We start from the raw sequence: 24339 nt of genomic DNA, 5'->3' as shown, positions 1-24339 counted from the left end.
CTTTTTGAGACTAGGGTGTAAAAAGTTCAACCATTTTTTACACCCTTTCAAGTCTCACGGGACTTCCTTAAAAGGTGATTATGCTATTTTTTTGTATTGGATTACTCTCCCTTTTTTGCCTCGGGGAGAACAAGGTTTAAAAGCACACCAATAATCGCGGAAAGTGCCATGCCCTCTACTTGGAACGATTGGCCGATATGAATCACTGCTCCACCAATTCCAAGAACAAGAATGACAGAAGCAATCACTAGGTTGCGTTTTTCGCCAAAATCTATTTTATCGTCAATCATTGTCCGCAAGCCGCTTGATGCGATAATTCCGAATAAGAGGATCGATACACCGCCCATAACCGGTGTCGGAATCGTGCTAATAAGCGCGGAAATTTTCCCCACAAACCCGAATACGATTGCCATTACTGCCGAACCCACGAATAAATATACGCTGTATGCACGTGTGATCGCGAGTACACCAATGTTTTCGCCGTATGTAACGCTCGGCGGTCCTCCAAGAAGAGAGGCCAGCATTGTCGCTACTCCATCACCTAGTAAGGAACGGTGCAGGCCTGGCTTTTGAAACAAATCACGGTTTATTACATTGCCAAGGACAATTTGGTGTCCGATATGCTCCGATATTGTTACAACCGCTACTGGAACCATCAGAAGAATAATAGTCCAGGAAATTCCCGGTGTATATGTTAAAAATGGAATTGTAAAATCTGGTACCGTAAACCATTTTGCATCAATTACTTTTTGAAAATCTACGAGACCTTGTGTATAGGCGAATGCGTATCCGCCGATAATGCCTAGCAGAACAGGGATGATGCTAAAAAAGCCTCTTCCGAAAATGGAGAATGTAATTGTAATGGCAAGTGTTACGAGAGCAACTGAAAAGTTTGTTAAACTGTATTTTCCGTCTGCGTCATTCATCGCCATATTAACTGCTGTAGCTGCAAGCCCAAGCCCGATTACCATAATGACGGGACCTACAACAACGGACGGCAACAGCTTCATTATCCAGCCGGAGCCCAACCTTTTAATGATAATAGCAACAATGGAGTAGACAAGTCCCGCTAGAAAGGCTCCCATCATCGCGGCTCCTGGCCCTCCGGATGCTTTTGCTGCAATAATCGGCGCGATAAACGCAAAGGATGAACCTAGATACGAAGGCATTTGTCCTTTTGTAATTAAGATGAAGGTAAGCGTTCCAATCCCGCTTGTAATCAGGGCAATTGCTGGATCTAGTCCTGTTAGGAAAGGGACGAGAACTGTTGAGCCAAACATGGCAAATAAGTGCTGAATGCTTAGTAAGAACCACTTTCCTGGACTCGGTATTTCATGGATGTCAAGTGCTGGTTTTTGCATAAAAACAGAAATCCTCCTCAATAAAAAAACTCTTTGCGTCCGTTACACAAAGAGTCCCGTACATCCATATGCGCGTACAAGGCATACGGAAGCAAAGACCCTTTGACAGTCTCACAGGACTGCTTTTAAAAGGGCATTACTAGTAGTATATACTCACTTTATCTTCTATATCCACTTCGCTCAGAGCTACAACTATCCGCTCCTCGCTGGATGTTGGAATGTTTTTGCCGACATAATCGGCGCGAATCGGCAATTCGCGGTGACCGCGATCGACAAGCACTGCCAATTGAATTTGTGAAGGTCTTCCTATATCCATAAGTGCGTCCATTGCAGCGCGTACTGTTCTGCCCGTATATAGTACATCATCTACGAGCACGACTTTTTTATTGGTAATATCGATGGGAATGTCTGAACCCTTCACGAGTGGATCGTTATCTTGTTGAAGCGTCAAATCATCACGATACAACGTGATATCTAGTTCCCCAATCGCAACTGCTTTTCCCTCAAATTGCTCAATCCGCTGTGCCAAACGTTTTGCTAGAAAAATTCCTCTCGTTTTAATGCCAACGAGAACAAGCTCCTCTATTCCTTTATTGCGCTCTACAATTTCATGGCTAATGCGTGTTAAAGCGCGACGAACCATTTGTTCATCCAATACAACCGCTTTTTCCGTCACTTTTGTTTCACCCCTAGGCTGTTATCGTCAGGAAACTATCGTTTTTCTACAAAAAAAAGGTCCTCTCGCCGCGTGCGCAAGAGGACCTTCGAAAAAGGGCATACATCACCCTATTTCTTTCAAACCGTCTCCTTCTCAACCTCACGGGGCTGCGTTAAAGGACTTATTAAGTTGCTAACATTATCTCAATATTTCTTTAACCTGTCAAGATAATCGATGCAAATATTCAAGCAGATGTGCGAAATCTTGTGGAAGAGGTGCTTCAAACTCTATGTACTCCTCTGTTCGAGGATGAGTAAAGCCTAAAATACCAGCATGAAGCGCTTGACCATCAATATCAAGTGTTTTCTTTGGACCATATTTCGGGTCTCCCGCAAGCGGATAACCGATATATTTCATATGAACGCGAATTTGATGTGTTCGTCCCGTTTCAAGTTGACATTCTACATACGTAAAATCCTTAAAGCGCTCGAGAACGCGAAAATGTGTAACGGCGTGCTTGCCATTTTCATCAATTGTCATGCTTTGACGGTCTACTTTATCACGACCAATCGGCGCGTCAATTGTTCCCGTATCATGCGCGATTACCCCGTGCACAATCGCTTTGTATCGTCTTGTGACCGTCTTTGCTACAAGCTGGTTCACAAGTGACTCGTGCGCCATATCGTTTTTTGCAACCATTAGTAAGCCAGATGTATCCTTATCAATGCGATGCACAATTCCTGGGCGCATCACCCCATTAATGCCCGACAAGTCTTGACAATGATACATTAAGCCATTTACAAGCGTGCCCGTTACATGACCTGGCGCCGGATGCACGACCATACCGCGCGGCTTGTTCACAACAAGCACATCACGATCCTCATAATAAATCTCCAGATCCATTGGCTCTGGTAATACGTCAAGCACCTCTGGCTCCGGCACTGTAACAGTAATGTCATCTCCTGTTTTCGCTTTATAATTTCCTTTCACGGCTTGCCCATTAACAGTGACAACTCCGTCTTTAATCCATTGCTGCACTTGCGAACGTGACCATTCCGCGTTCATGCCCGCAACAATCTTATCAATTCTCTCTTTATTCTGCTCGTCTGTTACCTTTTGCTCTACAACCTCTTGCATACTTTTTTCTACTCCTTCGCTTTCTTGCCTTCAAGCAGCGTTTGAATCAGGATGAGCGCCACCCCAATGCAAAGCGCGGAATCAGCGACATTAAACACCGGAAAGTTGTAAGAAAAAATATACGTGTGGATAAAATCCACTACCTCTTTCCGCCATACACGATCGATGAAATTTCCGATTGCTCCGCCTAAAATGAGCGCCAGCGCCAATCCTAAAAACTTGTCCCGCTTCCCGTACTTTTGTATATAATAGATAACCCCAATTACAAAAACGACTGTGATGATATAGAAGAACCACATTTGATTTTGTAACATTCCCCATGCAGCTCCACGATTTCGGTGAGACGTTATGTACAGCACATTATCAATGATCGGAATGCTCTCACCCAGCTCCATATTTTTTACGATGAGCCATTTTGTGAACTGATCGATTGCTAGTACAACTAGCGCCATTAAATAATATATCATTCTTCTTTCCCCCGCCATGACAGTATACTTCAAAAGTGTAGCATACGTCTAAGCATTTCACAATGAATGGCTTCATCCGGGGAATAAAATGTAACACAACGTATATAATAACAATGTCATTTTTCCCTATACTGTTTTTAAGCGTTCATATAAAAGTTCATTAGCTGTTCGTGCTGTGGGCATAATCCGGAGCTGCTCTAGCGGCAGAAGCTTTCCTGTTTCCTCACAAACACCATACATTCCTATTTCCATTTTCAATAAAGCCCGCTCTACGTCCTTTAAATCCTCTTGAATATGGTGCAGCAGTGTTTTTCGTTTCGCTTCCTCTTCAGACATTACTAGGCCATATTCCTCGCTTGTTTCCATCCTGTATAAACGGTTTTGTTCCTGTTTTAGCCGTGCCTTTAACTCGCGTTTCATCAACTCAAGCTCATACTTAATTTCAAAGTATGTTGCAATATTCACGCTGTCATCCCTCCATCACCGTTTAACGTAGCTTTAGTTTGTCCGAAAAGTCCGCTCTTACAAGGTACAAGTTTTTCCTATAAGGTACAAAAAGGGATTAACCCATACGCAGATGAGTTAATCCCCTTTTTTTACTTCACATAGTTTTCTTTGACAACAGTCGCACAGCGCAGACATAGAGTCGGATGCTCGTTGTCTTGGCCTACTTCCGTAGAAACAGTCCAGCAGCGTTCACACGTTTCGCCTTCTGCCTGCTTTACAATAACAGCAGTGTGCTCGTATTTATGTGCTTCAGCTGGTGCTTCCTCAATTGTTCCCGCAACCTGGAATCCAGATACGATAAACAACTGCTTCACATCCTCTTGAATCGATGCGAGCAACGCATGCATTTCCTTTGTTGGATACAAGGTGATGCTTGCGTTTAGTGATTTACCAATAATTTTTGCGTTACGCGCCTCCTCAAGCGCCTTTAACACATCATCGCGTAAACTTAAAAACGCATCCCACTTGCTTTGCAGTCCTTCAGCATTTGCCACTTCCACCGCTTCCGGCATATCCGTGAGCTGGACGCTTTCCTCGCTTACCTCAGGCACATACTCCCATACTTCATCAGCAGTATGCGGTAAAACAGGGGAAACGAGCTTCGTTAATGCCACAAGCACCTCGTATAATACCGTTTGGATCGCACGACGATCGCTATTATCAGTGCCCTCGATATATAAAATATCTTTAGCAAAATCTAGATAAAACGCACTTAAATCAATCGTACAGAAATTATGAAGCGCGTGATACATTCCTGCGAAATCGTATGTTTCGTACGCACCTTTTACTTTATTGATTAGGTTGTTGAGCTTCACAAGCATATAGCGATCCACTTCACGAAGCTGCTCAACGCTTACTGCGTGCTGACTTGGCTTGAAATCAAATAGATTTCCAAGCAAGAAACGGAACGTATTACGGATTTTGCGGTATACTTCTGCAACCTGCTTTAAGATATCATTAGAAATACGTACGTCGGATTGATAATCAACGGACGCAACCCATAAACGAAGAATATCCCCGCCCAATTGATCCATAATCTTTTGCGGAACTACGACGTTTCCAATGGATTTACTCATTTTGCGGCCTTCTCCGTCTAAGACAAAACCATGACTCAATACACCTTTATACGGTGCTTTTCCTGTTACTGCCACTGCAGTTGACAAGGAGGAGTTAAACCAGCCGCGATATTGGTCAGAGCCCTCTAAATACAAGTCTGCTGGACGCTGCAGATCATCACGCTCTTCTAGTACAGCCTGATGAGAAGAACCGGAGTCAAACCAAACATCCATAATATCCGTTTCTTTACGGAAGCGGCCGTTCGGGCTGCCTGGATGTGTAAAGCCTTCTGGAAGCAAATCTTTTGCTTCGCGCTGGAACCATACGTTTGAACCATGATCACGGAAAAGAGCAGCTACATGTTGAATTGTCTCATCTGTAATGATAGCTTCGTCATTTTCTGCATAAAATACCGGAATTGGAACACCCCATGCACGTTGACGGGAAATACACCAATCACCGCGATCACGCACCATATTATACAGGCGTGTTTCTCCCCATGCCGGTACCCATTTTGTTTCCTCTACAGCCTGCAGCAATTCACCGCGGAACGCAGCAATAGACGCAAACCACTGTGCCGTCGCCCGGAAAATGATTGGCTTTTTCGTTCTCCAATCATGCGGATAGGAGTGTGTAATAAAGCTTAGCTTCAGTAACGCTCCCACCTCTTCCAGCTTTTGGCCGATTGGTTTATTTGCCTCTTCATAAAACAGCCCTTCAAAGCCTGGCGCATCCTTAGTCATGCAGCCTTTGTCATCAACCGGACATAGCACATCCAGACCATATTTTTGACCAACAATAAAGTCATCTTCCCCGTGGCCCGGCGCCGTGTGTACGCAGCCCGTACCCGCATCTGTTGTAACATGCTCCCCAAGCATAATGAGGGAATCACGGCCATACAGCGGATGCTTCGCTACAATATACTCCATTTCGCTTCCCTTTAATGTTCTAACAACCTCAGGGTTTTCCCAACCGATTGTATTTGCCACAGACTCTAGTAGCGCCGAAGCAATAATATATTTCGCACCGCCAGCTTTCACTACGCTATAGTCTAACTCCGGATGGATGGAAATACCAAGGTTCGCCGGAATGGTCCATGGCGTTGTCGTCCAAATGACAAACTTCTCATCGCCCTCTAGCACGCCTTTTCCATCCTTCACATCAAATGCTACGTAAATGGAAGGAGATTTTTTATCCTTATACTCAATTTCAGCTTCAGCTAGTGCTGATTCGCTTGTCGGAGACCAGTATACTGGCTTTAAGCCCTTATAAATATAGCCCTTTTTCGCCATATCACCGAATACTTTAATCTGCTGCGCTTCATATTCCGGCTTTAATGTGATGTACGGATTCCACCAGTCACCGCGAACACCTAGGCGAAGGAACTGCTGGCGCTGACGATCGACTTGCTCATACGCATATTCTTCACAGAGCTTACGGAACTCGGCAATTGTCATTTCCTTGCGCTTTACGCCTTTATTCGTTAACGCCTGCTCAATCGGAAGTCCATGCGTATCCCAGCCTGGAACATACGGTGCGTTATAGCCGCTCATTGATTTATAGCGAACGATAAAATCCTTTAACACCTTGTTTAATGCGTGACCCATATGGATGTCACCATTTGCATACGGCGGTCCATCATGCAGTACAAATAGCGGACGATCCTTCGTACGCTCTTGCACCTTTTCGTAAATGTTCATATCAGCCCATTTCGCCTGGACATCCGGCTCGCGCTTCGGCAAATTGCCGCGCATCGGAAAATCTGTTTGCGGCATTAATAATGTGTCTTTATACTCCATAGTAATCCTCCTAATATTTTAGAAATAGGCACAAAAAAAAGACCTCCTCATCCCCAAAAAGGGACGAGAAGGTCTCCCGCGGTACCACCCTTATAAATACAGACGTATGCCTGTATCCACTTCATATTCGTAACGCGAATGCACGCCTGCGCTTACTGATTGGTTCAGCGCGGAACTCCAGGGTGATATTCCTTTTTTCTCCTTAACCGGGCTCTCACCTTCCCCAGTTCGCTATGTAAGGATGTAAAAAAGTACTTGTCCCTATCTCCGTATTTATCGATACTATTTGTTATTGAATTATATGTAATTCTCGTGAAAACGTCAAGCTTACAAGGATGCTTCTTCACGCTTTAACAATTGAGATTCCTCAAGCTCCATCAGCTGATCCCAATCATCATTGCTAAGCATATCGAGCTGCGCTTCTAACAGCATGCGAAAACGTGTGCGAAACACCTTCGATTGCTTTTTCAATTCCTCAATATCAAAAGAAACCTTTCTTGACTTGACAAGCGCTTCATTAATAATGCGATCCGCATTTTTTTCCGCCTCGCGAATGATAAGCTTTGCCTCTTTTTGTGCATTCCGCTTGACCTCTTCCGCCGCTTCCTGCGCAATTAAAATGGATTTATTTAGCGTGTCTTCAATGGAGGAGAAATGATGAATACGTTGCTCCAAATCTGCCGCCTTTTCCTCTAACATTTTTTTCTCGCGGAGAACCAGCTCGTAGTCCTTAATAACCTGGTCTAAAAATTCGTTTACTTCATCCTCATCATAACCGCGAAAGCCGCGGCCAAATTCTTTGTTATGAATATCTAACGGTGTTAAAGGCACCTATGCCACCTCCAAGTAGTCATCTAAAAATACAGTTTGATATATGTGTTCGACAAAACAAAAGTGTTTCCTTCCCGCAGCCCGCTTATTTTCGCAGTCCGTATAAGATTCTCCATTTATCGCGTTTTGATTTTCCGTCTACCGACAACAGCTTCCCCCGCCCGTATCCCCGGACAGAAAAGGCATCTCCTGCATAGCACTCATATGAGGGCTGCTCTACAACCTTCCAATTCACCTTGACAAGGCCGTTTTTAATGAGCGGAGAAACTTTCTGTCTGGACAGATTAAATATTTCAGCAATTAGAACATCTAGACGCATGGAAGATACAGTACCTGATTTCTCCAGCCATTCCTCCTGCTGATGTAAAATATTCTCTGACGAAACGAGTGATAACGAAATAGCCGCCTTCCCGACAGCTTGTAAATTCAGGCGAATATACTCTGTCACCTCTTGCGCTACGGCCAGTTGAATCCGTTCCTGCTGCAAAACAATATCGCCGTACTTCCCCCGCTTCATACCAAGGGACATAAGTGCCCCGAGTACTTGTCGATGCTCAATCGTATGGAATTTAGATGCATATGAAATTTCAAGCGTTTCCACTTGAAATTCCTGGGGGTCAGGCTGGATATAGGACGGATAAATAAGCGCTCTCTTTCGTTCGGCTTGTTCAAACGCACCAAAGAATTGCACAGCGGCATCTGATTGACTGCCAATGATAACAGACAGAATTTGCTGCTCACGCGGATCAAGAAAATCCGTCAATTTCATTTTATGATACTGCTCAGCCGCCTCTTTCCACTCCAATGCTTGATCAACAAGGACGGCCTCTTCAGCGCGAAAATGATTATAAATGCTCATAGTATTCTCCCAATTACAAGATCATCTCTACTAAACGAGCCAAACCAATTTTCGCAAAGCGTAAAATAAGGATGGCTACAATTGGTGAAATATCAATCATGCCAAGCGGTGGAATGAAGCGGCGAAACGGCTCTAAATACGGATCGCAAATGCGAGCCAAAAAGTGTCCAAAACTTGAGTCTCGTGCACCCGGCAGCCAAGAAAGTAAAATATATACGATTAAAGCGTAGTAATAGATATCAAATAGTAAAAACAAAGCATTCAACACAACGCTCATGATGCTTACCACCTTTTATTGTTGGATTCTTCTGACTCACCGAGCAATTCGGAAATTGATCCAAGAATATCTACATTGTCCGGTGTACATAAAAAGGTTCTCACACCCAATTTTTGAATATCACCGCCGATTGCGTACACTGTACCGCTCATAAAGTCCACCATCCGAAGCGCCTGATCCGTCGGCATACGCTGCAGATTCATCACAACGGCACGGCGTCCTTTTAAATGGTCGGCGATAGCCTGTGCCTCAGCATAAGTGCGCGGCTCAAGCAGTACTACCTTAGCACCCTGCTTCGCCTTCTCAATACTTACTACATTTTGTTTTTGCGGCGCTTTTGGCAGCTGGATATCTTCGTCCATAGATCGCTCTCTCTCTCCCTCATACAAAATCCGTGCTTCTTGTTCCTCCGGTGTGTCAAAGAAGAAATCTTTGACCTTTGTCCAACTCATAACTTTTCCCCCTTTATCCTACTAAAATTGTTCCTAAGCGGATATATGTCGCTCCCTCTTCTACTGCGATGGCATAATCATTAGACATACCCATTGATAATTCTCTGCAAGGGGCATGCGGCATATCTAACGCTTGTACATCTTGCTGCAGCTTCTTGAGCATTTGGAAGCATGTTCGGATTTCTTCTTCATCACTAGTATGAGGAGCCATTGTCATCAGCCCTACAACATGTATGCGATCAAAAGAGGCAAGTTCCTGAATAAATGGCAGCAGCTCATTTGGCTCAAGCCCCTGCTTTGTTTCTTCATTCGATGTTTTCACCTGTACGAAGCAAGAGATGCGGTGCTCAGCCCGCTTTTGGATCTCCTGTGCAAGCGAGATACGATCAAGCGAATGCAAATAATGAATTTGATTGATTATATCCTTTACCTTTCGCGTTTGAAGGGATCCGATGAAGTGCCAAACGGCATCCGCTCCAATCACTTCATATTTCGGCAAAAATCCTTCATTTCGATTTTCGCCAAGATGCTCAATCCCGCTTGCAAGCACCTCCCTTGTTTTCTCAATTCCTACTGTTTTTGTTACCGCTACAACGGTTACATCCTCTATAGAGCGACCTGACCGTTTGCAGGCCTCTTCAATATTCTGTTTGACACGCATGTAATTCTCTTGTACTGTCAACTGCCTAAACCTCCTTAAACCCAATAAAACTAAGCATACGGCCTGTTTTCCCCTGATCGCGGCGATGCGAGAAAAAGAGTGCCTCCTCGCAGCTCGTACAAAACGAAGAAACAGCAATATTCTTCTCCTTGAGTCCTTCCTGCAAGAAAATCAGACGGTTGATTTCTTTTAAATCCAGCGCATATTGCCCCTTTGAAATCATCCGATGCGGAACAGCTCCTTGCAGCTGCAGCTTCATTTCTTCAAGCACACGGTCATCAACAACATAGCAGCATCCGCCAATCGACGGACCGATAGCCGCAAGCACGTCAGAAGGGGAAACCCCTTCATCCTGCTGCCATTTCCGAAGCATTTCACGTGCAATTCCCTTTGCAGTTCCCTTCCATCCCGCATGCGCCAGACCTATCAACTGATGCTTTGGTGCATAAAAGTAGAGAGGGACGCAATCCGCGTAACAGGATGTAAGAAAAACGCCGGATTCCTTTGTATATATGCCATCTGTACCCGGCACACCGTCCGCGTAGGAATATACGCCTTTTCCGCGCTCAGCATCGCCAACTCTTTCCACCTTGTTGTCATGCACTTGCTCGGAGCAAATCCACGTATGTAATGGGAAATGCAGGCGGGAAGCAAGGATGCGCCGATTCTCATGCACCGCAGCTTCCTCATCTCCCACATGCAGCCCTAGATTCAGGGAGGAGAAGTATCCATTGCTTACACCGCCCTCACGCGTTGTAAACCCGGCTATTACATCTTCCCATCCAGCTAGATGCAGCATTTCTTCTCTGTATTGAAACGGCTCTTGGTTCATCAATATTCGCACAGGAGACCCTTACCTCAAAATCTGTGAAGGGCGTAGCCCAATAAGCAAGCGGGGGAGGAATATTCGTTGGCCTTCGCCAACACTTCTCCTGCACTTCCTCCTTTTCTTATCATAATCGTCTTATCTAAGTAGCGTAAAGCTAACACATCTTACTGGCATAAAATTTATGGTACTTGTTGTCTATTTTACCATACTTTTATTTTTCCATAAGGATAACATAAAAAAAAAGAACAATTTGTAATAAATTTCATGAAAGTGTCGTTGTTTGTATTGGGCTTGGCGATGACTCGCTGTTAGAAGCGCGCACCAAAATAACATCCTCCCCAATTTTCACAATATGCTTCCACGGTACAACAATTTCTTCACCTTTTCCAAACAAGCCAAGACCTCTTCCTGGCTTTGCAATAATTACCGCTTGAATCTTCCCTGTATGAAGGTCGATGTCAATATCCCCAATATTCCCCAGCTTCCTTCCATCTGATACATTCACAACATCTTTTAGCTGAAACTCCGATATACGAATCATGGGCATCCTCTCCTTTTATATTTAATATATGATGAGAAAGAAGCAGGTAGAAGGTGAAGAAAGATAGAGAATGTGTTCTTTGTCAAAAAGTAAGAAGAGCCCGCCAAATTGGCGGGCTCTTATCCTTGAATCGTCTTATTCATTTGTTTAATAGCACTTTTCTCCAAACGAGAGACTTGCGCCTGCGATATTCCAATTTCCTCAGCGACCTCCATTTGTGTTTTCCCTTGGAAAAATCGCTTGCGAATAATCATTTTCTCTCGATCGTTCAGCCTCTTCATTCCCTCTTTTAAAGCAAGCTCCTCTACCCATTGCTCATCACGCTGCCTGTCATCGCTAAGCTGGTCCATCACAAAAATAGGATCGCCACCATCATTGTAGATAGGCTCAAATAATGAAACAGGATCTTGAATAGCATCTAGAGCAAACACAATTTCTTCATGCGTTACACCAAGCACCTCAGCAATATCCATCGCAGTCGGCTCTTTGGAGTTTTCTGCCATGAGCTTTTCTCTTACCTGCAGCGCTTTATAGGCGATGTCTCTCAGCGAACGCGACACGCGAATCGGGTTGTTATCGCGTAAATATCTTCGGATTTCTCCGATAATCATCGGTACAGCATACGTTGAAAATTTAACGTTTTGACTCAAGTCAAAGTTATCAATCGACTTCATGAGTCCAATGCATCCGACTTGGAACAGATCGTCAACAAACTCTCCTCTGTTGTTAAATCGCTGAATGACACTGAGGACAAGCCGCAAGTTGCCGTTGACCAATTTTTCTCTCGCGCTGTTATCTCCGCCTTGCATTTCTTGAAACAGCCTTCGCATTTCATCGTTTTTCAGTACTGGAAGTTTAGATGTGTCTACACCGCAAATTTCTACTTTGTTTCGTGTCACTGTCTTTCCCTCCTACTGGGAGTTGCTGTACAGTGTAAAGTATCTCCTTAGGAGGGAATTTTATGCACAAGCTATACTAGACCATTTTATTGAATTCCTTGCGAAGGCGTTTAATAATGCGCTTTTCCAAGCGAGAAATATACGATTGTGAGATGCCAAGCATATCGGCAACATCCTTTTGTGTTTTTTCTTCACTGCCATCTAGGCCAAAGCGAAGCTCCATAATTTGCTTTTCTCTGTCATTGAGCTGATGCAATGCCTTTAGAAGCAAATGCCGATTCACATTGGCTTCTAAGTCCTTTGTAATAATATCATCCTCTGTACCAAGTACATCGGATAACAGCAGCTCATTACCGTCCCAATCAATATTTAACGGCTCATCAAACGACACCTCGGAACGATTTTTGTTATTTCGTCTTAAATGCATTAAAATTTCATTTTCAATACAGCGTGAAGCATACGTGGCGAGCTTAATCTTTTTCTCGGGATTAAAGGTATTGACCGCTTTGATCAGCCCAATCGTGCCGATACTAATTAAATCCTCAATGTTAATACCTGTATTTTCAAACTTTCTCGCTATGTACACAACGAGACGCAAATTTCTTTCAATCAGCAGCGCACGGGCAGTTTCATCACCTTTTGGCAGCTTCTCAAGAAGCATTTCTTCCTCTTCTTTTGTTAAAGGAGGTGGCAGCGCTTCACTTCCGCCGATATAGTAAATTTCATCGGTCTTAATTCCAAGTTTTCTTAATACTTTATACAAGAGATATGTCAGTTTCAGCCTAATACTCGCCATATTTCCTCCTCCTAATCATCGTATTACGCAGACACAATGTCAGCAGATACAAACATTTTCGGATGCAAAATACATGAATATTCGTGGTCGGATGAAAGCTTCGTATCAGATAAACCGATGAGAATACGCGTAACGCGAAGAAGTTCGTTCCCCTTATAAATGCGAACTTCATCCGGCTTCACAGCGAGCAAAAAGCCATGATTTTGCCCGACAACACGGTACGGTACAATGCGAAGACGCGTTGCCCACTCTGGTTCTTTCTCATTCCACTCAGGCAGCGCCTGTTTAAGCTGAGCCTGCTGAAGGAGCCAATCTGGAAACAGCTCTGTGGCACAAGCAGCTTCTAGAATCATAACTGGTGTTTTTGTGAGAGGATCGTATAGCTGGTTACCGCTGTCAATCAACCCGCTAAGCTGTAGAGCTGCTCCATTTATGGCAATCTCTACTTTGACAATTTGGTCATAGCGAATTTCTGTCACTTCAATCTCGCTGATTCTCTTTTTGGAGAAGTAATACATAAGAGGAAACCCAAATACAACTAGTGTCCAACTAATAGGATCACCAAACGAAAGACTTCTTGCAGATATAACTCCTCCCATTAGCTGATTGCTTTGCATAAAAAAATGCACTCCGATAAGCCCACCGCCGACCATAAATGTAACAAAATAAAACATGAGCAGCGTTTGTACAAAGGTGCGAATCTTCGTGAATCCAAAAGTTGCATATACAATAAGTACAGAATACAACAGCTTCATCAGCGGCTGCGTCATCGTAGCTGCATAAGGAGTAAAAGCAAAGATAACAATCGTAGAAGCAATACATGCTCCAAGCAGCAAACGCCGCTTTTTCACACGTTTCTTCAGCACAACTGCGGTTAACATGAGCAGAAGACAATCAATGCAAAAATTTAAAAGCCATATTGCATCTGCATAGACAACCAAGTACTCACCTCTTTTTGGTCGGTTGAGACTAGTATAGAACAAATAGAATGGAAAAGTCTGTCAATTCATCGTGTGATTTTTTTGTTATTTTGCAAGTTCTGCCCGTAATCTGTCAGTCATAAAGAAAACTCGCCGACTGGCGAGCCCTACTTATACTTTTTCCCTAAAATTTCTCACTACGTCGAATTGTCTTTCAGCTAGAAATTTATACTTTCTTAAAGTATTAAAAAAGCTCTAGCCCTCTGCGGCCAAATACGTTTCACATCAAACGCATAGCTTTCGTGAAGTCCATATATGTTCTTCCTAACATTGCTCACTTAAAGCGTAAAGGCAAAGGGATTTGTTCCCTTTGCCTTTTTGCCTGCTTCTATCGTCCATATTCACTTTTCTTTATCGTCTGCGACGATTTCGTAAAAACGCTGGAATATCTAAATCCTCTACCTGTGGATTACGAGGAATGTCGTTATAAACAGGTTCCTCACGCTTCACTTCCCGCATCGGTTTGACTGGTTGCTGTGGCGGCTGTGGAGCTGCTGGCTGCTGCTGATGCTGAGCCACTCCGCTAACAGCTGGACGAGCCGATGGTTTCGCTGGCGGTATTTGTAGTGAAATGGAGTCATCAAAGCCGGTCGCAATAACAGTAACAACAATTTCATCCTTTAAGTTCTCGTTAATAACAGAACCAAAAATCATATTTACTTCTAAATCGGACGCAGATGCAACGATATCGGCTGCCTCCTGCACTTCGTATAAGCTTAAGTTCGTTCCGCCTGTAATGTTCATTAACACACCTTGTGCGCCGTCAATAGACGTCTCAAGGAGCGGACTTGAAATCGCACGCTTTGCTGCCTCTGCTGCACGGCTTTCTCCTGTCCCAACACCAATCCCCATGAGAGCGGAGCCTTTGTTGGACATAATTGTTTTCACGTCTGCAAAATCCAGGTTAATAAGTCCAGGTACTGCAATTAAGTCAGAGATACCTTGTACCCCTTGACGAAGTACGTTATCCGCTTCGCGGAACGCTTCAAGCATCGGCGTGTTCTTATCAACGATTTCAAGCAAACGGTCATTCGGAATCACGATAAGTGTATCAACATTTTCCTTTAAAGCCGCGATTCCAGCAGCAGCTTGTGTTGCACGCTTGCGACCTTCAAAGGTAAATGGGCGCGTCACAACACCTACTGTTAGCGCACCAAGCTCCTTTGCCACTTGCGCAATGACGGGAGCAGCACCTGTACCAGTTCCGCCGCCCATTCCTGCTGTTACGAATACCATGTCCGCTCCGCGCAGCGCCTCTTGAATTTGTTCTTTGCTTTCCTCAGCAGCTTTCTTTCCTACCTCTGGATTCGCTCCAGCACCTAGTCCTCTTGTAAGCTTTCCGCCAATTTGCATTCTAATTTCTGCTTTTGATAAATTAAGGGCCTGGGCATCTGTATTAACAGCGATAAAATCAACGCCTTGTACACCGTGCTCAATCATACGGTTTACAGCGTTATTTCCGCCGCCTCCAACACCGATTACTTTTATATTGGCCATTGATTCTTGCGTAGTATCAAACTCTAACATGTAAAATCCCCCTAGAACCTCATTTTTCTTTCCATGTCTAATCCCATAAATAGCGGAATACTTTTTTCACCTTAGACATAACACGTTCTTCTTCCCGTGGCTGTTGCTTTAGAGCTTGCTGCTGCACGGGTGCAGGAGGACGACGATCATATTCCGTCTGCTCCTGCTGTGGCATTTTTCCTTTTAGCTTCGATTTTTGGTAGGCGTACTTGATTAACCCTACCCCGGTTGTATATTGAGGTTCACGAACTCCAATATAATCAGGTGTGGCAATTCGAACGTTATGCTGCAAGATATCCTGGGCAAGCTCTAACACGCCTGACATCGAAACAACACCGCCCGTTAGCACATATCCGCTAGGAAGTGACTTAAAGCCAAGCTTACGCAGCTCCTGCTGAACAAATAAAAGAATTTCCTCTAGTCTCGCTTCAATAACATCCGCTAAATCAGCCTGAGCGAACTGCTCTGTCTGATCGCTTCCCATCACGGATACTGCAAACATGTCGTCTTCCGATGCTGTATGATAATAGGCATGACCATGCTTATGCTTTATTCTTTCTGCATGCTCCGTAGATGTTTTTAAGCCAATTGCAATATCTTTGGTAATATGATCCCCACCGATTGGCAAAACGCTAGTCGCCTTTAGCTCACCATCTTGAAATACAGCCAAAGTCGTAGAACCGCCACCAATGTCAACCAATGCTACCCCCATATTTCTTTCGTCCTTAGAAAGAGCAAGACTCGCTGCTGCGAGCGGCTGTAAACCAATATCCACAACTTCCAGCCCCGCTCTTTCTACACAACGAAGCAAGTTATGTAGCAACGTCTTCGAACCAGTAATTAATAGTCCATCCATTTCCAGGCGCACACCAATCATCCCTCTAGGATCTTTGATCTCATCTAGCCCGTCCACAGTGAATTGCTGCGGCACAATATCCAGAATTTCTCTCTCGGGTGCAATTGCAACGACTTGTGCGGCATCTAGTACACGCAATACATCTTCGCTTCCAATTTCACGGTTTTCATTTGAAACAGCCACCACTCCGTGACAAGGAAGAAGCTGTACTTGATTTGCACTAATTCCGACAACAACACGGTCAATATGCATCCCTACCATTCGTTCTGCTTGTTCAACCGCTTTTTTAATCGACTGTACAGTTTCATCTATGTCCACAATGGAGCCTTTCTTTAAACCGTTCGATTTTCCATTTCCAACACCAATAATGTTTAAAGCATCATGGGACATTTCCCCGATAATGACTTTAACATTGGATGTACCGATGTCAAGACTTACGTATATTTCGTTGCTGTTCATACCCTGGCACCTCCTTTTTTATATTTATACCATAAACATGCATCTATCGAACAACAGACGGAGCACTTATATTTATAAGAAAAATATTCAACGCATACGTACGTTTCCCTTTTTTTACAAGGACATTTTTCTTATTTTTGTTTACTATCCGTTCTTTTAGTAAGGATCAGCCTTCGAATAACGGCGATATTTTGAAACAGTCTCACCCCAAAGGCAAAGATAGCCGCCAAGTATAAGTCTACACCAAGATGTACCCCGAGAAAAGCTAAACTTGCTGCTAAGATGATATTGAAAAAGAAACCGGTAAGAAAGACAGTTTCATCATACACCCCTTGTAAATTCGCCCGTATTCCTCCAAATAAAGTATCAAGTGCAGCAAGCACTGCAATCGATAAATAGTTAGAATATTGCTCTGGAATAGTAAGGTCTGAACTTAATCCAAGCGCAACGCCAATCAATAAACCTAAAACAGGGAGCCACATGCTACTTCCCCTCCTCTTCTGCTTTGATAGCCTCCATGTGCTCCGTGTCAATCTCTCCTTTATAACGCCCAATCGTAATCCCATCCTCAGGCTTTGACATGGTCAATTCAATATTATCAATTGCAAAATAATCAAACGCATTCGATACCTTCATTCGGTCATACAGCTCCCCTGCATCTTTGGCAATGACCTTCACTTCCAGTGGAAGAGGCGGCAGCGCAACCTGGTTAACGGTCACCTTTCCGTTCACATCCCTAATAGGCGTTGTAGCTACTATGCGCTGGTCATCAATTTGTACTGCCGTTGCACCGTATGTATTTAACTCATTTACGAGACGCTGCAGCAGCTGAGGTGATAGGGTCGGTACTTCCTCACCCTCACCAATATTGTCAAATAAGGGAGCAAGCTGGAAGGTAACACCGCTTCCTGTCACATCTGCTAATCCCGCCTTTTCCCGCAGCTCCTCTAGTGTGTTTTGCAGCGCATCTTCCTTGCTTCCAGCTCGCTTCGCCTCATAGCCCTCAAGCTGCCCCTCATACTTCCTAATTTCCTTTAATAGCTCGATTTGAACCTGTTGCTCTGCTTGTAAACTTTCCTTTAGCTGCCATTCATCCCGAGTGTCTGTAACCGTCGGATTTTGCAGCGATTTATACTGTACAGCAGCCATAACTCCAATAATTAACATGATGAGAGTAAAGCTCCATCTTTTTCGGCTCACTATTCTTCTCCTTCTTACCATTACTTTTTATAATATGGCTCTAGTACAAGATCCTGTTTTGTTTGAAGCTTCACAGAAACATTGTCGCTAAGAAGACGATCTACAACACCGCCGCGAATATCGAGCGCCTTTTGCAGCACGTCTGGATTGCCGATGGCTGTAATGACAAAAGGAGCAGGATGCTCCGTACCATCTACATTTATGACCGGTCCGACGCACGTCACATACGAATTGGTTGTCAGCCTTTGTCCATTAATGGCAATTGCCTCTGCGCCTGCAGCATATAATTCGTGAAGTACAGCCTGTATATGACCGTCGTGGACGAGGTAATTATTGACATTCTTATCAGTTAGTGCTTTTGAACTATCTGCAAGCGTCACTTCTAGGCCTTGTCCCTTCACCTTTACCTCTCCTATGTATGCACGCAACTGCTCTACCTCGCTTACTGCATTCGACAGATTGTTTTTCTGCTCCCCGAGCTTCTCTTCCTCTTTGCGCACGTTTCTCTGCAACTCAGCTACCTGACGCTGCAGGCTGGCATTTGTTTTCTCTTGATCAATCAATCTTTCACGCAGCTTATATTCCCGGTCCCACTCCCTGTCCGCTCTCTCGTACTGCTCCTTCTTTGCCGTTACCGAATAAGAATAGGCAATCATAAAGCCAAGAACTAGACAAACAAGTGAAAGCCATACATAACGATTTTTCTTTTTCATTGCGATTGCTCCTCTGTATTCAAACGTTCTGTGTATGCTCCCAGCTCGAGATTAATTCGTACCTTTTCACCTGGCTTCAGCGTTTTGATAATGAGTGGATATGGCGTCATTTTCTTAGAAAAACCATGAACAGTCGTACTCACTTCATAGCCTTCATTCATATAAAGCGTAAGGTGAAGCGGGTCAGCTGCCTTCGGGCTCAAATGTATTTCCGATATAGAACGAAATATGCTTGTTGGCAGCTTAGCAAGCTCAGAGGACATCTCTTGATAGGTTGTTTCCTCCTTAAACCCAAATAAAATGGGGGCTGCTACTGGAAGCGTTTGGTCTGGAAGTGCTGACAGCATCTTCCCGTTTTCTAAAAGCGGATACAGCTTGCCACTTTTATATACATAGCCGGTTGTCTTGTACTCCTTGATTGTAATCATAATCTTATTGGGCAGCACTTTTTCAATCTGCGCTGCTCGAATTTCTTTTCTTTCAGACAATCTCACTTCCGCTTCCTTTGGCTTTACGCGAAAATAACTTGTCTTATATGTAATCCCTGATAGCTTCATTACCTCTTCATCATTCATATAATGGCTTCCTTGCACATTGATATGAGCAATATTGCTAAGTGGAGATCGAAAGTACATCACAAACGACACTAACAGAAATAAAACTGCTACATATAAAATCAACCTGCGATTTGCCTTTGTTCGCTTTTGCCGTTGCTTCTTCAGCTTTGGTACGCGCTCCTCAAGTTGAATAATCTTTCCTTTTTTCATTTCGATCCCCCCTTTGTCCCTATGTAGCATAAAGAACGGCATGAAAGCGCATGCCGTTCTTTATCTTTCATTATATCATAAATGTTTCCATACAAAGTAGACAACTATTATCTACCAATAATCTCCACTTCTGTATGCATTTCAATGCCATATTGCTCCTGTATCACCTGTTTAATGTGTCGAATCAAACAAAGGACATCCTCTGCAGTAGCCGTGCCTGTGTTTACAATAAAATTCCCATGCATTTCTGAAATTTTGGCACCGCCAATTTGATAGCCTTTAAGTCCCGCTTTTTCTACGAGATTGCCAGCAAAGCTTGGCAGAGGATTACGGAAGATGCTTCCTGCACAAGGATGATTCCATGGCTGTGTATCACGGCGATAGTCTTTATTTTTTTGTATGACTGCAAATACTTCATCACGGTCGCCCTTTTGCAGTTCTAATTCCGCCTCAAGTACAATTCCTGGACGCTGCTTTTGCAAAACAGAGGTGCGATAGGAAAACGCAAGCTCTTCATTGGTAAGCCATTCTACTGTGCCATCCTCCAATATCACAAGCGCTCTTGTGATAATTTCGGACATATCAGACTTATGGGCGCCTGCGTTCATATAGACCGCACCCCCAACGCTTCCTGGAATTCCACCAGCAAATTCAAGCCCCGATAGGCCTTGACGGCTCAAAAGAGTCGCAAGCTTAACGAGTGAATAACCAGCCCCAACGCGTACCTTCGTTTCCTCGACATTCAAATGATCCAGTCCTTCACCAAGCTTAATGACAACACCTTCAATTCCTTTGTCAGACACGAGTAGATTAGAACCGCGACCGATTGCCGTCCACTTCACCTTTTGTTCCTTCACAATCTCCAGCGTCTTATGCACGCCTTCTATGCTGCTTGGAATCACCATAATATCAGCTGGTCCTCCAATTTTCATTGTTGTATGACGTGCCAGCAGCTCCTGCTCCAGCACCTTTCCAACATTTGCTTCCCTTAATTTCCTCGCCAATTGTTCCATGCTGCTCTCCCCCAATCCAATTCTCCGCTACTTATAGTAATATGCAGGACATTCACCTAACGTTATTTTCTTGTTATAGCCTATATTTATTTTTCGGGAAATATCGAGTTATTTTGATAAATTATCACATAACATCACGATATTGAGACATTAAGAAAAGCCCTGTTCGTGAACAGGGCGGCTTAGTATCGGGAGTGACGACTTATGTTTAATAATACTCCAACCGCTGCAAGCATAAGCGTCAAGCTTGAACCCCCGTAGCTTAAAAACGGAAGCGTAATACCGGTAACTGGAATCAGCCCAGTAACTACACCGATATTGATCATCACTTGAATTGCAATCATCGCTACAATGCCAACTGCTAAAAATGTCCCGTACAAATCCGGTGCCCCAAGTGCAACACGGATACCCCGCCACAATAAAAGACTAAACAATAATAACACAAACGAGCCACCGATAAAACCTAATTCTTCAGAAAGAATCGCAAAGATAAAATCTGTTTGCGGCTCCGGTAAGTAAAAAAACTTTTGCCTGCTTTGTCCGAGTCCAAGACCGAATAACCCTCCCGGACCAATGGCATACAATGATTGAATAATTTGAAAACCGCTTCCAAGCGGGTCAGACCAAGGATCTAAATAAGATGTAATACGTTTGATCCGATAAGGCGCTGATGCGATTAACGCAATAAAACCTGCTATTCCGACTCCACCAAGCATCATAAAATGCGCTACTCTTGCCCCCGCAGCGAAAATCATGACCACACATGTTCCAACCATCACCGTACCCGTACCGAGATCCGGCTGCAGCATAATCATTCCAAACGCTAAAAACACAATACCAAGCGACGGAGCAAGTCCTTTTTTAAAGGAGGTAATCGTTTTTTGCCGCTCTGATAAAAATTTGGATAAAAATACAATCATCGCAAATTTCATAAATTCAGACGGCTGAATCGAAAAAGCACCAACTCCAATCCAACTTCGGGCTCCTCCACGTACCAGTCCGATTCCAGGAATCAGCACGAGAATCAGGAACAAAAAACAAACAAGCAAAATGATTTTCGAATAATCACGCCAAATCCAATAATCAATCCTCATAATGATAAACATCGCTACAACACCAAGCCCGGCAAATAAAAGCTGCCGCTTCGCAAAAAAGAACGAGTCTTGAAACTTATACGACGCCCAGGCTGCGCTCGCGCTGTACACCATAATCATGCCGACGGTCAATAAGATGAGCGTAACCGCAACAATGATGAAATCGGGTGTTTTTTTCGCTGGCATTCGAACATCACCTCTTGGAAACAAGCTTAAGTCTTATTTAAAACGCCGGGGTCCTCCCGGCGTTTTAAACTACTTTATACTAACTTATGCACAGCTTGTATAAACATGTCTCCTCGATCTTCAAAAGTCTTAAACTGATCCCAGCTTGCGCACGCTGGCGAAAGCAAGATTACGTTTCCTTCCTCAGACAGTTCATAAGCCTGCTGCACTGCTTGTTCGACATTATCGACACGTTTGATATCTTTCATTCCCGCTTTCTCCGCTGTCTTGATTAGCTTCGGTGCAGTTTGTCCAAATGTGACGAGCGCTTTAACATGAGAAAAATATGGAATCAACTCATCAAATTCATTACCGCGATCTAATCCTCCAGCAAGCAAAATAACAGGCTGCGTAAACGCAGACAATGCTTTTTGCGTTGCCAAAATATTTGTCGCCTTCGAATCATTATAGAACTTCCGCCCATTTATTTCTGTGATATACTGCAAGCGATGCGCCACACCGGTAAATCTCTTTAAGACAGCTTCAATCGCTTCATTGGATACACCCATCAGCTTCGCAACGCTCATCGCTGCAAGGATATTTTCAAGGTTATGCTTTCCCGGAAGCACAATATCAGCAGTCTCAATTACCTTTTCACCTCGGAAATAAAGCGCATCGTTTTGCAAGCAAGCTCCATCTGGAAGCGCCTGTGTGGTCGAGAAATACACCTTTTGCCCATTGCTTTCTTTGGCTAACTCCATTACATCCTCATTGTCAGCATTCACAACGCTATAATCAGATGATGTTTGGTTTTTGAAAAGGTTTGCCTTTGCCAAGCCGTACTCACGCTTTGTACCATGATAATCAAGGTGAGCGTCAAATAAATTTAAAAGCACAGCGATTTTCGGATGGAAGGTTTCAATCCCCATCAGCTGAAAAGATGATAATTCTGTTACAATCACTTCGTCCGCCTTTGCTGTTTGTGCTACTTCACAAGCAACTGTGCCGATGTTTCCTGCAATCAACGGACGCTTATTGCCTTCTTGAAGCATTTCAAACGTCAGCGTAGTTGTAGTCGTTTTCCCGTTTGAACCGGTAATGCCGATAAACGGCGCCTCCGAAATCCGGTAGGCTAATTCCACCTCTGTAATAACAGGAATCCCCTTTTGCTGCGCAGCAGCCACCAATGGATTCGTATATGGAATCCCAGGATTTTTGACGACTATTGCAATATTTCTCTCAAGCAGTTCAAGAGGATGAGACCCACAGACAACCTCAATGCCTTGCCCGCTTAGACGCTGCGCCATCTCATTTTCCTCAAATGGTGTTTTGTCATTTACGATTACATTCGCTCCAAGCTGATGGAGCAAGATGGCAGCAGCATATCCGCTCTTTGCCATCCCTAGGACGAGCATATTTTTCCCTTGATAATCCGCTACATTTTTCAATTACATCCACACCTCAATATAAATTCCTAGCATTGCAAACAGCAAGCCGACTGACCAAAACGTCACAACGACGCGCCACTCCGACCAGCCGCTAAGCTCGTAATGATGATGAAGCGGGCTCATCTTAAATACGCGTTTTCCCGTTGTTTTAAATGAAATAACCTGAATAATAACAGAAAGTGTTTCAATCATGAAGATACCGCCGATAATTGCTAGCAGCAGCTCCAGCTTTGTTAAAATCGCAACTGCTGCTAATGCGCCGCCAAGCGCAAGCGAGCCGGTATCCCCCATAAATACCTTTGCTGGATGGGCATTAAACACCAAAAAGCCAAGAACAGCTCCGACAACAGCCACACAAAAAATTGCTGTTTCATACTGATGCTGGTTATAAGCTAAAATTGCATACGCCCCAAACGCAACCGCAGATGTTCCCGCTAACAGCCCATCTAAGCCATCCGTAAGATTGACCGCATTGGATGTACCGACAAGCAAAAAAACGATCAGAAGCAAATAGCCCCAACCCAAATCAAAGCTAAGATCCGTTCCTGGTATGCGAAGATCCGTTCCGAACGAATATTTTTGGTAAAACAGAAAAAATACAATAGCAATGATGAGCTGACCAACAAGCTTCTGTTTTGATGTTAATCCTAAATTTCGTTTCATGACCACTTTAATATAATCGTCTAAAAATCCGATTAAACCGTAGCCAAATGTAACAAATAGAAGCAAATAAGCTTCTGTATTTAATTCCCCAAATTTTGCAGCCATTAAAGCCGTCGTAATGATGACGGAAAGGAAAATGACAATTCCTCCCATCGTCGGCGTTCCTGATTTCTTCTGATGTGATTGTGGTCCTTCCTCACGAATGCTTTGTCCAAATTTTAACCGACGTAAAAACGGGATAAAAATAGGAGAAAGCGCGACTGCGATTAAAAATGCAACCGCAATTGTAATTAAAATTCCAAGTTCAAGCATAAATAGCCCCCC

25 protein-coding genes, 1 pseudogene and 1 other annotated feature are annotated in these 24339 nt (G+C 43.8%); all 26 genes and pseudogenes read right to left on the bottom strand.

Features of this window, described 5'->3' with window-relative positions:
* Nucleotides 1-101 precede the first annotated feature (101 nt).
* Nucleotides 102-1361, bottom strand: a complete 1260-nt coding sequence (locus tag AAHB12_RS03095) for a solute carrier family 23 protein (protein WP_342044270.1) — start codon at nt 1359-1361, stop codon at nt 102-104.
* Nucleotides 1362-1500: 139 nt separating this feature from the next.
* Nucleotides 1501-2037 carry a bifunctional pyr operon transcriptional regulator/uracil phosphoribosyltransferase PyrR gene (gene pyrR, locus AAHB12_RS03090; RefSeq protein ID WP_342044267.1) on the bottom strand — a complete coding sequence of 179 codons (537 nt, stop codon included), beginning with the start codon at nt 2035-2037 and terminating at the stop codon, nt 1501-1503.
* A 204-nt stretch (nt 2038-2241) separates the two neighbouring features.
* The gene (locus tag AAHB12_RS03085) at nt 2242-3156 is read right to left on the bottom strand and encodes an RluA family pseudouridine synthase (RefSeq protein ID WP_129726861.1); all 915 of its coding nucleotides are present in this window, start codon (nt 3154-3156) and stop codon (nt 2242-2244) included.
* A gap of 8 nt (nt 3157-3164) precedes the next feature.
* Complete coding sequence (gene lspA, locus AAHB12_RS03080; RefSeq protein ID WP_129726862.1) at nt 3165-3623, bottom strand: signal peptidase II; 459 nt, start codon at nt 3621-3623, stop codon at nt 3165-3167.
* A gap of 126 nt (nt 3624-3749) precedes the next feature.
* A complete protein-coding gene (locus tag AAHB12_RS03075; protein ID WP_129727060.1) occupies nt 3750-4043 on the bottom strand; it encodes a TraR/DksA family transcriptional regulator in 294 nt (97 codons plus the stop codon).
* A 176-nt stretch (nt 4044-4219) separates the two neighbouring features.
* The gene (gene ileS, locus AAHB12_RS03070) at nt 4220-6985 is read right to left on the bottom strand and encodes an isoleucine--tRNA ligase (RefSeq protein ID WP_342044264.1); all 2766 of its coding nucleotides are present in this window, start codon (nt 6983-6985) and stop codon (nt 4220-4222) included.
* Nucleotides 6986-7041: 56 nt separating this feature from the next.
* Nucleotides 7042-7262: a binding site (T-box leader), on the bottom strand.
* Between the two features lie 50 nt (nt 7263-7312).
* On the bottom strand, nt 7313-7816 hold the full coding sequence (locus tag AAHB12_RS03065; RefSeq protein WP_342044262.1) for a DivIVA domain-containing protein: 504 nt from the start codon (nt 7814-7816) through the stop codon (nt 7313-7315).
* Between the two features lie 85 nt (nt 7817-7901).
* On the bottom strand, nt 7902-8675 hold the full coding sequence (locus tag AAHB12_RS03060; protein ID WP_342044261.1) for a YlmH family RNA-binding protein: 774 nt from the start codon (nt 8673-8675) through the stop codon (nt 7902-7904).
* A gap of 13 nt (nt 8676-8688) precedes the next feature.
* The gene (locus AAHB12_RS03055) at nt 8689-8952 is read right to left on the bottom strand and encodes a YggT family protein (protein ID WP_342044260.1); all 264 of its coding nucleotides are present in this window, start codon (nt 8950-8952) and stop codon (nt 8689-8691) included.
* A gap of 5 nt (nt 8953-8957) precedes the next feature.
* A complete protein-coding gene (locus tag AAHB12_RS03050) occupies nt 8958-9404 on the bottom strand; it encodes a cell division protein SepF (RefSeq protein WP_129726867.1) in 447 nt (148 codons plus the stop codon).
* A 13-nt stretch (nt 9405-9417) separates the two neighbouring features.
* Nucleotides 9418-10086 (bottom strand): YggS family pyridoxal phosphate-dependent enzyme, encoded by a 669-nt coding sequence (locus AAHB12_RS03045; RefSeq protein WP_342044259.1) that lies wholly within the window; start codon nt 10084-10086, stop codon nt 9418-9420.
* A 4-nt stretch (nt 10087-10090) separates the two neighbouring features.
* A complete protein-coding gene (gene pgeF / locus AAHB12_RS03040) occupies nt 10091-10897 on the bottom strand; it encodes a peptidoglycan editing factor PgeF (protein ID WP_342044326.1) in 807 nt (268 codons plus the stop codon).
* A gap of 259 nt (nt 10898-11156) precedes the next feature.
* Nucleotides 11157-11435: a YlmC/YmxH family sporulation protein gene (locus AAHB12_RS03035; protein ID WP_342044258.1), complete on the bottom strand. Its 279-nt coding sequence runs from the start codon at nt 11433-11435 to the stop codon at nt 11157-11159.
* Nucleotides 11436-11554: 119 nt separating this feature from the next.
* Nucleotides 11555-12334, bottom strand: a complete 780-nt coding sequence (sigG, locus tag AAHB12_RS03030; RefSeq protein WP_129726870.1) for an RNA polymerase sporulation sigma factor SigG — start codon at nt 12332-12334, stop codon at nt 11555-11557.
* Between the two features lie 76 nt (nt 12335-12410).
* The gene (gene sigE, locus AAHB12_RS03025) at nt 12411-13130 is read right to left on the bottom strand and encodes an RNA polymerase sporulation sigma factor SigE (protein WP_129726871.1); all 720 of its coding nucleotides are present in this window, start codon (nt 13128-13130) and stop codon (nt 12411-12413) included.
* A 23-nt stretch (nt 13131-13153) separates the two neighbouring features.
* On the bottom strand, nt 13154-14071 hold the full coding sequence (gene spoIIGA, locus AAHB12_RS03020) for a sigma-E processing peptidase SpoIIGA (protein ID WP_129726872.1): 918 nt from the start codon (nt 14069-14071) through the stop codon (nt 13154-13156).
* 390 nt (nt 14072-14461) lie between these two features.
* The gene (ftsZ, locus tag AAHB12_RS03015; protein WP_342044255.1) at nt 14462-15637 is read right to left on the bottom strand and encodes a cell division protein FtsZ; all 1176 of its coding nucleotides are present in this window, start codon (nt 15635-15637) and stop codon (nt 14462-14464) included.
* Between the two features lie 37 nt (nt 15638-15674).
* Nucleotides 15675-16952 carry a cell division protein FtsA gene (ftsA, locus tag AAHB12_RS03010; protein WP_129726874.1) on the bottom strand — a complete coding sequence of 426 codons (1278 nt, stop codon included), beginning with the start codon at nt 16950-16952 and terminating at the stop codon, nt 15675-15677.
* A gap of 43 nt (nt 16953-16995) precedes the next feature.
* Nucleotides 16996-17434, bottom strand: a pseudogene (locus AAHB12_RS03005) (small basic family protein).
* Nucleotide 17435: 1 nt separating this feature from the next.
* Nucleotides 17436-18152, bottom strand: coding sequence for a DUF881 domain-containing protein (locus AAHB12_RS03000; RefSeq protein WP_165350699.1), 717 nt, complete (start codon nt 18150-18152; stop codon nt 17436-17438).
* 20 nt (nt 18153-18172) lie between these two features.
* The gene (locus AAHB12_RS02995; RefSeq protein ID WP_129726877.1) at nt 18173-18865 is read right to left on the bottom strand and encodes a DUF881 domain-containing protein; all 693 of its coding nucleotides are present in this window, start codon (nt 18863-18865) and stop codon (nt 18173-18175) included.
* On the bottom strand, nt 18862-19632 hold the full coding sequence (locus AAHB12_RS02990; protein ID WP_342044253.1) for a cell division protein FtsQ/DivIB: 771 nt from the start codon (nt 19630-19632) through the stop codon (nt 18862-18864). Before AAHB12_RS02990 ends, AAHB12_RS02995 begins: the two co-directional genes overlap by 4 nt.
* 107 nt (nt 19633-19739) lie before the next feature.
* Complete coding sequence (gene murB, locus AAHB12_RS02985) at nt 19740-20645, bottom strand: UDP-N-acetylmuramate dehydrogenase (RefSeq protein WP_342044252.1); 906 nt, start codon at nt 20643-20645, stop codon at nt 19740-19742.
* Nucleotides 20646-20827: 182 nt separating this feature from the next.
* Nucleotides 20828-21925, bottom strand: a complete 1098-nt coding sequence (spoVE, locus tag AAHB12_RS02980; protein WP_129726880.1) for a stage V sporulation protein E — start codon at nt 21923-21925, stop codon at nt 20828-20830.
* 74 nt (nt 21926-21999) lie between these two features.
* On the bottom strand, nt 22000-23319 hold the full coding sequence (murD, locus tag AAHB12_RS02975; protein ID WP_446715512.1) for a UDP-N-acetylmuramoyl-L-alanine--D-glutamate ligase: 1320 nt from the start codon (nt 23317-23319) through the stop codon (nt 22000-22002).
* 33 nt (nt 23320-23352) lie between these two features.
* Nucleotides 23353-24327 carry a phospho-N-acetylmuramoyl-pentapeptide-transferase gene (mraY, locus tag AAHB12_RS02970; protein ID WP_129726882.1) on the bottom strand — a complete coding sequence of 325 codons (975 nt, stop codon included), beginning with the start codon at nt 24325-24327 and terminating at the stop codon, nt 23353-23355.
* Nucleotides 24328-24339 lie beyond the last annotated feature (12 nt).

It is taken from the genome of Bacillus sp. OTU530, assembly GCF_038440375.1.
Note: the sequence above shows the minus strand (reverse complement) of the source record. Positions and strands in the feature narration are given on the sequence as shown.